At 68.1% G+C, this 12744-nt stretch carries 13 protein-coding genes; 12 read left to right on the top strand and 1 reads right to left on the bottom strand.

Annotated elements, in window-relative coordinates:
* The first annotated feature begins 107 nt into the window (after positions 1 to 107).
* The 6 genes from ACQPYH_RS28575 to ACQPYH_RS28550 all read left to right on the top strand — a co-directional run bounded on the left by ACQPYH_RS28575 (position 108) and on the right by ACQPYH_RS28550 (position 7101).
* On the top strand, positions 108 to 1121 hold the full coding sequence (locus ACQPYH_RS28575; protein WP_432877360.1) for a zinc-dependent alcohol dehydrogenase: 1014 nt from the start codon (positions 108 to 110) through the stop codon (positions 1119 to 1121).
* Positions 1122 to 1131: 10 nt separating this feature from the next.
* Complete coding sequence (locus ACQPYH_RS28570) at positions 1132 to 2091, top strand: Acg family FMN-binding oxidoreductase (RefSeq protein WP_432877358.1); 960 nt, start codon at positions 1132 to 1134, stop codon at positions 2089 to 2091.
* A gap of 305 nt (positions 2092 to 2396) precedes the next feature.
* Positions 2397 to 3404: a type I glyceraldehyde-3-phosphate dehydrogenase gene (gap, locus tag ACQPYH_RS28565; protein ID WP_432877355.1), complete on the top strand. Its 1008-nt coding sequence runs from the start codon at positions 2397 to 2399 to the stop codon at positions 3402 to 3404.
* An 11-nt stretch (positions 3405 to 3415) separates the two neighbouring features.
* Positions 3416 to 4387 carry a PEP/pyruvate-binding domain-containing protein gene (locus ACQPYH_RS28560; RefSeq protein WP_432877352.1) on the top strand — a complete coding sequence of 324 codons (972 nt, stop codon included), beginning with the start codon at positions 3416 to 3418 and terminating at the stop codon, positions 4385 to 4387.
* 521 nt (positions 4388 to 4908) lie between these two features.
* Positions 4909 to 5553 carry a TMEM175 family protein gene (locus tag ACQPYH_RS28555; RefSeq protein ID WP_432877349.1) on the top strand — a complete coding sequence of 215 codons (645 nt, stop codon included), beginning with the start codon at positions 4909 to 4911 and terminating at the stop codon, positions 5551 to 5553.
* A gap of 279 nt (positions 5554 to 5832) precedes the next feature.
* Positions 5833 to 7101: an IS110 family transposase gene (locus ACQPYH_RS28550; protein ID WP_432877346.1), complete on the top strand. Its 1269-nt coding sequence runs from the start codon at positions 5833 to 5835 to the stop codon at positions 7099 to 7101.
* A gap of 139 nt (positions 7102 to 7240) precedes the next feature.
* Here the strand turns inward: ACQPYH_RS28550 and ACQPYH_RS28545 are convergent, their stop codons facing one another.
* Positions 7241 to 7909: a sigma 54 modulation/S30EA ribosomal C-terminal domain-containing protein gene (locus tag ACQPYH_RS28545; RefSeq protein WP_432877344.1), complete on the bottom strand. Its 669-nt coding sequence runs from the start codon at positions 7907 to 7909 to the stop codon at positions 7241 to 7243.
* A 265-nt stretch (positions 7910 to 8174) separates the two neighbouring features.
* Between ACQPYH_RS28545 and ACQPYH_RS28540 the strand changes: the two genes are divergently transcribed.
* From ACQPYH_RS28540 to ACQPYH_RS28515, 6 genes are all read left to right on the top strand, one after another.
* Positions 8175 to 9020, top strand: coding sequence for a universal stress protein (locus tag ACQPYH_RS28540; protein WP_432877342.1), 846 nt, complete (start codon positions 8175 to 8177; stop codon positions 9018 to 9020).
* A gap of 29 nt (positions 9021 to 9049) precedes the next feature.
* Positions 9050 to 9694 carry a CBS domain-containing protein gene (locus tag ACQPYH_RS28535; protein WP_432894512.1) on the top strand — a complete coding sequence of 215 codons (645 nt, stop codon included), beginning with the start codon at positions 9050 to 9052 and terminating at the stop codon, positions 9692 to 9694.
* Between the two features lie 54 nt (positions 9695 to 9748).
* Positions 9749 to 9988, top strand: a complete 240-nt coding sequence (locus tag ACQPYH_RS28530; protein ID WP_432877340.1) for a cation-transporting P-type ATPase — start codon at positions 9749 to 9751, stop codon at positions 9986 to 9988.
* A 95-nt stretch (positions 9989 to 10083) separates the two neighbouring features.
* Positions 10084 to 10839 (top strand): FAD:protein FMN transferase, encoded by a 756-nt coding sequence (locus ACQPYH_RS28525; RefSeq protein ID WP_432877337.1) that lies wholly within the window; start codon positions 10084 to 10086, stop codon positions 10837 to 10839.
* Positions 10839 to 11495, top strand: coding sequence for a response regulator transcription factor (locus ACQPYH_RS28520; protein WP_432877335.1), 657 nt, complete (start codon positions 10839 to 10841; stop codon positions 11493 to 11495). The genes ACQPYH_RS28525 and ACQPYH_RS28520 overlap by 1 nt, the downstream gene beginning before the upstream one ends.
* Positions 11492 to 12724, top strand: a complete 1233-nt coding sequence (locus ACQPYH_RS28515) for a sensor histidine kinase (RefSeq protein ID WP_432877332.1) — start codon at positions 11492 to 11494, stop codon at positions 12722 to 12724. Before ACQPYH_RS28520 ends, ACQPYH_RS28515 begins: the two co-directional genes overlap by 4 nt.
* Positions 12725 to 12744: the final 20 nt, after the last annotated feature.

Genomic DNA, 12744 nt, shown 5'->3' with positions numbered 1-12744 from the left:
CGGGACGTTGGACTCCTGATTGATGCGGGTCTTTCGGCCCTACGAGGTCTGCTCGGCCTGGGGTTCTCTCGAAGGGCATGGACTGATCGAGTTTTGAAGGGGCCGTCATGAAAGCAGCAGTTGTCACCGCCTTCCGTAAACCGCTGGAGATCCAGGAGGTGCCGATTCCTGAGCCTGGTCCGGGGGAGGTGCTGGTCCGGATGGAGACCAGCGGGCTCTGTCACACCGACATCCACGCGGCGCACGGGGATTGGCCAGTCAAGCCGACCCCGCCGTTCGTCCCGGGCCACGAAGGCATCGGCCTGGTGGAGAGGCTGGGCGCCGGCGTCACCGATCGAGCGCTCGGCGATCGCGTCGCGATCGCGTGGCTCGGCTACGCCTGCGGCAAGTGCCGGTACTGCATCGGCGGCTGGGAGACCCTGTGCCTCGAGCAGCAGAACTCTGGCTACTCGGTCAACGGGAGCTTCGCGGAGTACGCCGTGCTGCCGGCCGCGTTCGCGACGCCGGTGCCCGACGAGGTCTCGTCGCGGGATGCCGCACCGCTTACCTGCGCGGGCGTCACGACGTACAAGGCGATCCGGGTCGCCGGGGTCGCGCCGGCCGAGACCGTGGCGATCTTCGGTGTCGGCGGACTGGGACATCTGGCCCTGCAGTACGCGCGGATCGCTGGCGGGCTGACGTTCGGGGTCGACATCGAGGAGAGCAAACTGGAGATGGCCAAGGAGCTCGGTGCGGATCACGTGGTCAACGCGGCGACGACCGATCCGGTCGAGGCGATCCAGGCGCTCGGCGGTGCCGACGTAGCGGTCGCGCTGGCGGCCAACCCGCAGTCGTTCGACCAGGCCTTCCGGTCGTTGCGGCGTGGCGGTCGGCTGGTCTGCGTGGCGCTGCCCGCCGACAACGGCTCGCTGAACCTGCCGATCTTCGACACGGTGCTGAACGGCAAGACCGTGATCGGGTCGATCGTTGGTACGCGCAACGATCTGGCCGATGTGTTCGGCCTGCACGCTGCCGGGCGGACCCGGGTCATCGCCGTCGATCGCAAGCTCGACGACGTGAACCAGTCCATCGCTGACGTACTGGCCGGGGAGATCCCGGCCCGGGTCGTCTTCCAGTTCTAGGAGTCGGATCATGTACGAGCTGCTGGACGCTGACCGGGACGCGCTGTTGCGTGCCGCCGTAGCGGCGCCGTCGATGCACAACACCCAGCCGTGGCGATTCCGGTTCATCGGCCGAACGGTCGAGGTGTACCGCGATCGCGAGCGTGAGCTGCCGGCCGAGGATCCGTCACGGCGGATGCTGTTCATCTCGCTGGGGGCCGCGATCTTCAACCTGCGGGTGGCCGCCGCGGCGCGGGGGATGGGCTCGGAGGTGCGTCACCTGGTCGATCAGCGGCGGCCTGACCTGATCGCGGTGGTCGAACTGGACGGGCGGCCGAATGAGCCGATGGCCGCACTCGCGCCGTACCTGGCCGAGCGCCGGACGAATCGGGAGCCGTTCACCGAGGAGCGTCTGCCTGGTCAGCTGCGGGTGGAGCTGGACCTCTGTGCTCGGGTGGAAGGCGCCGTCCTGCAGTGGTTCGACACGCCTAACCGGCGATGGTGGTTGCGAATGGCAACGAACGAGGCGGTCGCAGCGGACGACGACAGTCCGGCCAGAACCGCGGAGCGTCGACAGTGGGTCGGTGGTGTCCGGGAAGGTGACGGCGTACCGTCGAGTGCCTTGCGTTCACGGGAGGCCGGCGGCAAGGCGGTGGTGCGCGATCTGGCGGCCACGGCAGTCGATGCTGCGCGTCCGGCGGCCACCTTCGAGCGCGAGCCGCAGCTGGCGGTGCTCGCGACCCGGTACGACGGACCGATCGAATGGCTGCGTGCCGGGCAGGCCTTGGAACACGTGCTGCTGGAGGCGACCGCCCGCGGAGTAGCTACGTCGCTGTTGAACCACGCGATCGAGCATGAGGAGCTGCGCGTGCAGATCAACGACCCCCTCGGCCCGTGGCAGCGGCCGCAGGTCGTCATTCGGTTCGGGTACGGGCCGCCCGTCCCGCCGACGCCTCGCCGCGCAGTCGGCGATGTGCTGATGGCCGACTGAGGTGGTCCCGGAGGTCAGGAACTTGTGCCCTGACCGCGGCGGCCGAGAACGGCGAGTCTGGAATTGCAGGGAGGATGACCGGTTCGCCGGAAGCGGATCGTGAGACGGTGGCCACGGGCCACGAGACTCACCGTCGTCAAGACGGACCCGGTCCGGCGAGCCGGTTCCCTGTTCTTCGTGCTGGGCCTGGCGCTCGTGCTGATGGCGGTCGTCCGGCCGTCGAAGCCGGGACCTTCGGCCCTGCAGGGCCACCCCGCCCACCGGTGGAATGAGAACGACGGATACCACCGACCGAGGGATCGAACATGAGCGTACGGGTTGGCATCAACGGTTTCGGGCGCATCGGGCGGGACTACCTGCGCTGCGTGCTCGAACAGCGATCCGACGGCATCGAGGTGGTCGCGATCAACGACATCGCGGCGCCGGCGACGTTGGCGCATCTGCTCCGGTACGACTCGACGTACGGCCCTCTGAAGGAAGAGGTCGGTTACTCCGACCAGACGATCACGGTCGGCGTCCAGACCCTGCGGGCGACCGCCGAGCGTGATCCCGCTCAGCTCCACTGGGATGCTGTCGGCGCCGACATCGTGATCGAGTCGACCGGCAAGTTCCGCACCCGCGAAGCCGCCGGCGCGCATCTGACCGCCGGCGCCCGCAAGGTGATCCTGTCGGTGCCTGGCAAGGACGTCGACGCGACGGTCGTGCTGGGTGTCAACGAGGACGATTACGACCCGGCGACGCACCACGTGATCTCAAACGCCTCGTGTACGACGAACTGCGTCGCGCCGATGGTGTCGGTCCTGCACCGTGCGTTCGGTATCAAGCGTGGTCTGATGACCACGATCCACAGCTATACCAACGACCAGGTGCTGCTGGACTCGCCGCACAAGGATCTGCGACGTGGACGCTCCGGCGCCACCAACCTGATCCCGACGAGCACCGGTGCCGCCCGGGCGGTCGGCCTGGTGATCCCGGAGCTGGCCGGCAAGATCGACGGCGTCGCCGTCAGGGTACCGGTCGAGGACGGATCGCTGACCGACCTGACGGTCGAGGTCTCCGGGGACGTCTCGGTCGAGCAGGTGAACCAGGCCTTCGCGGATGCGGCGGCCGGACCACTCAAGGGCATCCTGCGCTACACGACGGATCCGATCGTGTCCCACGACATCATCGGCGACCCGTCGTCGTGCATCTTCGACGCCCAGCTCACACAGGTCCAGGACCACCTGGTCAAGGTCTTCGGTTGGTACGACAACGAGTGGGGCTACACGAGCCGACTGGTCGACCTGACCGAGCTCGTCGCCGCTTCGCTGTGATCGGAGGAATCATGAACAGCGAGTACATCGTAGGACTCAAGGGCGACGTGGATCCGGCCGAGGTCGGCGTCAAGGCGGCTCGGTTGGCCGAGTTGGCCCAGGAGGGCATTCAGGTTCCGGAAGGCTTCGCGGTGACCGCCGAGGCGTACCGGGAGTTCGTGCGAGACGCGCGGCTCGGACCGGAGATTGCCCAGGCGATCCGCAGATTCCGGGCCGGTCGCGACGTGGTCGTGGCCGCGGCCGAGATCCGGTCCGCCTTCCGCGACGCTTCGTTGCCGTCGGCATTGGTCGACGACATGTCGGCGGCGTACCAGGAACTTGGCGGCGAAGGCGCCGAGGTGGCCGTTCGATGCAGTCCGGTGACGTCCCCTGACGCCGTACAGGACGAGGCCTTCCTTCACCTGACCACGACCGCCGACGTGATCGCCGCCTGCCGGCGGTGCTTCGCCTCGCTCTACGGCTTTGTTGCTGTTGTCAACCGCGAGGCCGAAGGCATCGATCACCTGCGGGTCGCGATGCCGGTGACCGTGCAGCGGATGGTCCGCTCCGACGTCGGTGCCTCTGGCACCGCCCGCGGCGAGAGCACGTTCGTGCGGGTGCGGGCCAGTTGGGGTCTCGGCGAGCCGTCGACCGGCGGCGCCGACCAGTACTCCGTGCATCCTGGTGGCCGCCCGATGATCGTGAAGCACCGCGGGGCGAAGCTGACGAAGTCGGTGTACGCCGATCCGCGCGGAACCCGCACGGTCGCGACGACCGACGAGGAGCGAGACGCCCTCGTGCTGACCGACGCGGAGCTGGAGAAGCTTGCGGAGTGGTCGGTTCTGTCCGACAAGCACTTCTGCCGCCCGACGACGCTCGAATGGGCCAAGGACGGCTGCACCGGCGAGCTCTACGTCGTCGAAGTCCGCCCGGGTACGACGCCGACGGTGACGATCCAGGCACGCGGCCGGTCCGTTGCCGGCGCCCGCGTCCAGGTGACGTGATGTTCGAGGTGAGGATCCACGGCCGCGGCGGCCAGGGCGTGGTGACGACGGCCGAGCTGCTCTCGGTCGCGGCATTCGCCTAAGGCCGGCAGGTTCGACGTACGAACACCCGGACCGGCCCGAGCATGCGTCCTTCGACCGTCTGAACCCGTGGTACTTCGCGGACGCCTCGGCGACGGTGCGTCCGCAACTCGACGCCGCCCGCCGGATCACGACGTTCGGCGAGGTGACCGCCGGGCTGACTGCGGAGAACGCGCTCTTCGAGGCACCCTGATCGCTACTTCCGGACCGAGCAGACCGTAGTGCCCGTCGTACCGTGCGTACAAGGCGTGCAGGCGACCGGTGGCCTTGTCGGTAAAGATCTCAACTGGTCCGCCGGTCAGGTCAAGCCGGTGTCCTCCGTCGACTGATGCGCGACAGTCGTCCGCCAGGTGATCTGCGACGTTCGACAGTGCGGACCGCGGCATGAGCGGGCACGGACGTATCTTCCGCGGTCCGGGCGTCACTGCCACACTCAGGCTATGGCTGACGATGCTGACTCGCAGGCTCGCGCTCCGGGCTATCGGACCGCACGGATGGAGGCGTTCAGCGACGGCGTGTTCGCGATCGCGATCACGCTTCTCGTGCTGGAGATCGCAGTGCCCGCCGGCTCCGAGGATGACCTCTGGGGTGCGCTGGTTGATCAGTGGCCGTCGTACCTGGCGTACCTGGTGAGTTTCGCGACCATCGGCGCGGTGTGGTTCGCGCATACCGTGATCACCGAGCACCTCGACCACGCGACCTCGATCCTGATCCGGCTGAATCTGCTCCTACTCCTGGTGGTTTCCTTTCTCCCGTTCCCGACCCGACTGCTTGCCGAGTATGTCGAGAAGACCGACGCGGAGCGGGTTGCCGCCACGGTCTACGGCATTAATCTGCTGCTGGTGTCGGCGCTGCTGTCCGTCCTGTGGAGATTCGCGGTCCACGACCATCTGGTCAGTGCTGACCTGGCCGACGAGGACGTCGAGACATTGAGAAAGCGGCTCACACCGGGTGTTGCCGGCTACGTCGCGTTGATCGTTCTGGGCCTCTTCTGGCCGGTCGTTGCCGTGGTCGGCTACTTGGCGATCGCCGTCTACATCCTTGTGCCCTTCCGCGCGATCCGGAACCGATCCGCGGATGCCTGAGGCCCAGCCCTGTCAGCATCCCTATTCCGGGGCGACGGACGTCCGCTCATCGGCTGCTTGTTGTATTGCTCCTAGGATCGATCCTGGCGAGGCTCGGTTCAGGCGCCCGGCTTGTCGCTCTCATTTCGGCTGCCCACGCTGGTCGTGTGGCTCTCATTTGGCCTGCGCGGTCCGGGCGTCGCTAGGGCCAGGAGAGGCTCAAGAGGGGTTTGTGTGGCTCGAAGCAGCGTTGCCCTCCCGGCTCGATAACCAGCAGTGCATCGAGCAACGGAGGACTCCATGAGCTCCACAGCAGATCGCGTGGTCATTGGCATGGACCCGCACAAGCGTTCAGCAACGATCGAGATCATGTCCGCCGAGGAGACCATCCAGGGCGCGGGCCGGTTCGGCACCGACCGCGACGGCTACGCCGCGATGCTCCGCTACGGCCGGCAGTGGCCGGACCGGGTCTGGGCGATCGAAGGCTGCGCCGGCATCGGCAAGCACATCGCCAACCGGCTGCTCGCTGACGGCGAACAGGTCGTCGACGTCCCACCCAAGCTGTCGGCCCGCGCGCGGGTGTTCGCGACTGGGCAGGGCCGCAAGACCGACGTCACCGACGCGCACTCGGTCGCGCTGGTCGGTACCCGGATGACCGGTCTGCGTCCGGTGGTCAACGACGAGCAGCTCGCGGTGCTGCGGATCCTGGTCGACCGGCGCCGGTCGCTGGGTGAGGACCACACCCGGATGGTGTCGCAGCTGCACCAGCTGCTGTTGGAACTGATCCCGGGCGGCGCGAAGAAGGACCTGTCGGCCCGCCAGGCCAGGGCGCTGCTGGCCAAGGTGCGACCCCGTGACGCTGCAGGCAAGGCCCGACGACGGGTCGCCGCGGAACTGATCAGCGACCTCGAGCGGATCTACGCGCGCAAGAAGGCCGCGAACAAGGAGCTCACCGAACTCGTCGCAGCCACCGGCACCGGGCTGCTCGGCCTGCCCGGCATCGGCCCCTCCGGCGCGGCCCGGCTCCTAGTGGAGGTCGGCGACATCACCCGGTTCCCGGACAAGGCCCACTTCGCGTCCTGGAACGGCACCGCGCCCATCGACGCCTCCTCCGGCGACCAGGTCCGCCACCGGCTCTCCCGCGCGGGCAACCGGCAGATCAACCGGGTGCTACACATCATGGCCCGCGTCCAGATCCGCAACCCCAGCCAGGGCCGCGACTACTACGAACGCAAGAAGGCCGACGGCAAGGCACCCATGGAGGCAATGCGGTGCGTGAAGCGACGCCTGTCCGACATCGTCTATCAACAGATGCTCAACGACGCCCTGAGACAGACACAGACGGGCCCGGGAGGACACCGGGGAACGTCTACCGACTCCAGCGTGACCAGCTCACATCCCCATGCCGGCTCTTCGGACAAGTCACTTCCCGGACCCGCCACCGCCGACCATACGCCGACCCACACCGCCCGTTCTTCCGCCTCGTTCCCCGCGTCCACTACCAGCGCCGACCCACAGCCGGCGTCAAGCGCACTCTGCTTGACACCGGCGAGGACCGGCGCAACCTGACCAACGCGGGACGAGTACCCCTTGACACAGAGGGGAGCCATGTGCGTGCGTTCGCCAGCGCCCGAGGTGGTCGCCAGGCTTCTAGCCTGCCGCACATCAGTTGACGGATATCTGTCGCGGATCTGTTGACGGATCACAGTCAGGTCAAGCCGGGCAATCGCGAGCGCGACGCTGCGACGCTCCGCCGTAGCGAGCACGATCTGTGGCGAGGCGACGGTGAGACCGATCGGATTCGGTCGTACTGGATGATCCGGTAACGACCGGAGCCGTCCCGGATCACCATGCTGTCCTGGCGACTGTACTTCTCCCGGAATAGATGGAACCGGTAGTCCAGCGCCTGGAGCTCGGCGATCGCTTCGGCCGCTGTCATCGTCTCCGGGTGACAGAGTTTGTGACGGACCACGCGGCGCCCGGGCGGCGGCAATAGTTCCGGCAGTGAGGGCGGCATCGCGGCGCCGACGCGTGCGCGGAGACGCTCGGAGAGCACGTTCGGGAACAGACACAGCTGCTCGATAGTGCGCTTCGCGAGCCGGCCGACAACCTCGGACACCGTCCCGGCGGCTACCTGCGCCCGGATCCGGCGGCCACCGCCGAGTTGTACGTCGACCTGCGCCAGCAGCGGCCTCGTCAGCTCGGGCTCGGCCAGCCGGGTGAGCCGAACACGGCTGTGCGGTGCCACCGGGCCAAGAATCGGTGCGAGGTGCTGTTGGACCGCCGCTGCGGCATCGGTCGGCAGAATTCCCCGGATGCTGACCGCAATCATTGCCTTCGGCCCCTGTGGCAGCGCGAAGTGCCGTTCTGTACTCATGTTCCCCCTGACAGCACCGCCCCCGCGGTTGCATCCCCTCCAGAGTGCCACCCCTACGCCTCTTGGGGCAGACCCGTCGTGCTGAGGACCAAGGTCCCGGTCGAACGGGGGCTGACGGCACTGCTCCGACGGGTACGGCGGGATGACAGTGGTAGTGGGGATCCGGACAGCGGGGTTTCTACGGCTACGAGTGGCCGGCCTTCGTCGACGGGCTCAAGGAAATCCTCGCCCAGCACCCCAGTAACTGAACCGGAACGGAGTAACGATGAAGTTCATCCTCGTGGGTGTGGACGGCACATCCGAGAGCCAGATCGCCCTTCGCTGGGCCGTCGATGCGGCGAAGCAGCGGGAGTTGGCGGTCCGGGTTGTCCGGGCGTACCTGAATGAGGTCGACCGTTGGCCGGCCATCGGGATGGATGGCTACGTGCCCCCGCAGATGCCGTTGGACCAGTTCCAGCACGAACTGGACGAGGCCGTGCGATTCGCCCGGGACCGGCTCGGGTCCAAGCCTGCGTCCGGGTGGCTGGCGAACACTGATCCGTCGACCGCGATCCTGATGGAGGCGGGCGACGCCGCGATGGTCGTGGTCGGGACCCGGTCGCGGAACAAGATGTCGGCTGCGGTGCTGGGGTCGGTGGCGACCGCGATGGCGGCCAAGGCGCCGTGCCCGGTCGTCGTGGTGCGCGGCGAGCGCCGTACCGGCCCGGTGGTAGTGGGATCCGACGGTTCGCCGGACTCCGAGGACGCGGTCGTCTTCGCGTTCGAGGAGGCGGCTCAGACGGGTCAGCCACTCGAGGTCGTCTACTGCTGGCAGCCGCAGGCGGAGCATGCCGAGGCGATCGACGACACGGAGGAACTGCTGAAGAACTGGCTCGCAGGGAGCATCGCGCCGTACCGGGACAAGTTCCCCACGGTGAGGGTCGGCGCCTCCGTCGTCGACGGACGGGCGAGTGCTCGGCTCGTCGACCTGTCGGAGACCGCTTCGCTCGTCGTCGTCGGTTCCCGCGGTCGCGGCGGTGTCGCCGGACTGTTGCTGGGGTCCGTCAGTCAGAGCCTGTTACACCATGCGGACTCGCCTGTGGCGATCGTCCGCCGGCACAAGGAGTCATGATGCGTCATTTCCTGACAGTTTCGGACGTGATGACAAGGGACGTCGTCACCGTCAACGAGGACACGCCGTTCAAGGCCGTCGCCGCTGTTCTGGCCGAGCAGCACATCAGCGCGGTGCCGGTCCGCAGTGCGTACGGCGCAGTGGCCGGGATCGTCTCCGAGACGGACCTGCTCCGCAAGGAGGAGTTCCAGCGGTCGACCCGTCTCGGTATGCCGTGGTCGCACCGCAAGACGCGGTCGAAGGCGAACGCACAGACCGCCGGTGCGCTGATGACCAGTCCGGCGGTCACCGTGGAAGGTGGCTGCACCCTCGATGAGGCGGCACGTTTGATGGCCGCTCGCGGGATCACCCGTCTGGTCGTGACCGACGGAGACGAGCTGATCGGCATCGTCTCGCGGTCGGACCTGCTGCGGGCGTTCCTTGCCCCGGACAAGGAGATTCTGGCCCGGGTACGGCGCGACGTCGTGGACCGCAATTTGTGGGACGACCCGATGGCAGTGGAGGTGTCGGTCCTCGAGGGCGTGGTGACCCTGACCGGTCAGGTAGAGAAGCGCAGCACAGTAACGCTCGCCGAGGAGCTCGTCCGCGGTGTCGACGGTGTCGTCGCGACCAACAACGAGTTGACCTGGATGGTCGACGACATGACTCGCGCCCCGGGCGCGATCTACTACTAGAGAGCCCGGGCCGGTGACCAGGGAGCAGCAGATCTCGACGGACCTGACGACGAGTTGAGCCGCGGGGCTCAGCGGAGGCTCGAGGCCCACGGACCTAAGGAACTGACCCGGAAACGGGCAAACAGCTGGGTGGGTGAGCTGGAGCGTCGGCTCATCCACCCTCTCGCGTTGCTTCTCTGGTTCGGGACCGCAGTAGCACCCCTGTCACAGCTGTTGGTGCCGCCGGCATTCCCGGTCCTGGTTTGGGGAGCCGACGAATTGTGGCGACTACGCCGACGCCGAGCGAGATCATGAGCGCTGTCTTCGAGTGGCCGGCGCAGCTGCCTACCTGGCTCGTGCAGGCGGCGCCGTAAGCGGGTCGGGTGAGGAGGCCGACGTACGGTTGCCGCATGGTGCCGCGGCGGAGTTGGGTCGAGCAGGTCATGGGGCTGCCGATCAGTGTGCTCGCTCGTGGGGACGGAGCTGAGTCGGAAGTGGCGGAGGCTGCGGTGCGAGGGGTCTACGCCGAGCTGGTCGAGGTCGATCGGGTGTTCTCGCCGTACAAGGCCGACAGTGCGGTGAGTCTGCTGGCGCGGGGCGAGGTGGGTTGGGATGGTGTTGATCCGGTGGTGCGGGAGGTTGCCGAGCGGTGTGTCGCTGCGCGGGAGCTGACCGGCGGCTTGTTCGATGCTCAGGTACCTGGTGGCACGTGGGATCCTTCGGGGTTGGTGAAGGGGTGGTCCGTCGAGCGTGCCGGCGCGCGGTTGCGGGAGGTCGATGACGTGGACTGGTGCCTGAATGCGGGCGGTGACGTGCTCGTGGTGTGTCCGAGCAAAGAGCCGTTCACGGTCGGCATCCAGGACCCGCGCGACACGGGCCGGGTGCTTGCGAGCGTGTCGCGGACCGGGGGAGCGGTGGCGACGAGTGGTACGGCGGCGCGCGGTGCGCACCTGTATGACCCGCGATCGGGTGGTGCGGTGGAGAGCAGGTGGGCGTCGGTGTCGGTGACCGGGCCGTCCTTGGAGTACGCCGATGTGCTGGCCACGGCCGCGTTCGTTGCCGAGGACGACTGGCCCGAGGTGCTGACCGCGCTGCGTGGCTACGAAGGTCTCGGGATCCTTGCCGACGGCAAGCTGTTCGCGACACCCGGCTGGGGAGGCGGGTGATGGCCCGGATCCTGCTGGTCGAGGACGACACCGACCTGGCTCGTCTGCTCGATCGGGTGCTGACCGACGAGGGGTACGCCGTGACGCGGGCCGGCGACGGGCACACCGGTCTGCACCTGGCGCTGACCCAGCCGGTCGACGCGATGATCGTCGATCGCGGGCTGCCGGCCGTCGAGGGTCTGGATCTGATCGCACGGTTGCGCAGCCGTGGTGTCGGTACGCCGATCCTGGTGCTGTCCGCGCGCAACAGCACGGCGGACCGAGTCGAGGGGCTGGATGCGGGCGCTGAGGATTACGTCACGAAGCCGTTCGAGCTGAGCGAGTTGCTGGCCCGGGTCCGCGCGCTGCTCCGGCGTCATCTCGATCACGCGATCGAGCTCGCCGTACCGGGTGGTGCGCTCGATCTGGCGAGCCGCACAGTACGACGCGACGACGGCGGGACCGTGGAGTTGTCGGAGCGGGAGGCCGCGCTGCTCGGGTTGCTCGCGGCGCGGCCGGCGGCTGTATTCAGTCGGGCCGAGTTGCTCGATCGGGTGTTCGGCGAGGCGGAGTCGGAGACGGTCGTGGACACCTACGTCCACTACTGCCGGCGGAAGCTGGGCCGGGGTGTGATCAGCACGGTGCGCGGGCTGGGTTACCGGTTGGGGAAGTCATGAGTGGACGGCCGATCGGCGACGAGGTGCTCGTTCGCCGAGCTGCCCGCGGCGTGGCCGTACAGGCCGCGGCCCTGGTCGCGATGGCGATGCTGCTGCTGATCGCTCTGGTCACACTGGTATTCGTTCGGGGGCAGACGGGTGCGGCCGACGATCTGCTCCGGTCTGCGATCGCCACCGCGGACGATGTCGGGGATCCGCCTGCCGGCACTTGGTTGGTGATGACCAATCCGTCGGGCGCGGTTGCGTCGCCCGGGCTGCCGGACGAGCTCCTGCCCGAGCTTGCGTCCCTACGAGCGCACGCCACGTCTCAGGTCCAGTTGATCACGGTGGAGAACGACGAGGGTGAGTACCGCATCGCCTCCGGCGTGACCAACGGCAAGCCCGTGCAGGCGGTTCTGAACCTGGCGACGGCTCACAAGGAGCGGACCCGTCTGCTGCAGGCGGCCGGTGTCGCAGCGCTTCTCGGTCTGCTGCTGGCCGGACTGCTCGGGGTTCTGATCGGGCGGCGCGCGGTGCGACCGCTTGCTCAGGCTTTGACGCTGCAGCGCGCGTTCGTCGCTGACGCGGGTCATGAGTTGCGTACGCCGTTGACGTTGCTGAGCACGCGAGCACAGGTGCTCGAGCGGGCGTTGCGCCGCGGTGGTGCGAGTGCGGAAGTGCTCGACGATGCAGACGGTGTGGTCGATGACACGCGCCGGTTGGCCGAGGTCGTCGACGACCTGCTGGCCGCGGCGGACCCGCGAGGCACCGAGGAGTACGAGCCGGTGGACCTGGTCAGCGTCGCGCGGGACGTGGCCGAGACCGCGGGCGCGCACGCCGAGCAGGCCGGCGTACGACTGAGCTGGGAGACTGACCGTGACTCCGCGCCTGCGCTGGGATCGCCCAGCGCGATCAGGCGCGCCACGATCGCTCTGGTCGACAATGCGATCGACCACACGCCACGCGACGGCGCGGTGCGGATCACGGTACGGCGGCAGCGTGGCGAGGTGATCCTCGCGGTCAGTGACACGGGTCCTGGGATCGGTCCGGAGGCCGCACAGCGGATCCTCCGGCGGTTCGACTCGGGCGGTCATCGGGCCGGGCGTGCGCATTACGGTCTTGGGCTGGCGCTCGCACACGACGTCGCGAACCGGCTCGGTGGCCAGCTCCGGCTGGCACCGAGCGAGGTCGGTGCGACGTTCGAGCTCGTGCTGCCCGCGCTCGGGGAGGCCGGTCCAAGGAAGGGCTAAGAATCGGCGGTCATCGTCGG

Source organism: Kribbella sp. CA-245084, assembly GCF_050942355.1.
In the GTDB taxonomy this organism is placed as follows: domain Bacteria; phylum Actinomycetota; class Actinomycetes; order Propionibacteriales; family Kribbellaceae; genus Kribbella.
The sequence above is the reverse complement of the archived record's forward strand: the minus strand, read 5'-3'. Positions and strand labels throughout refer to the sequence as shown.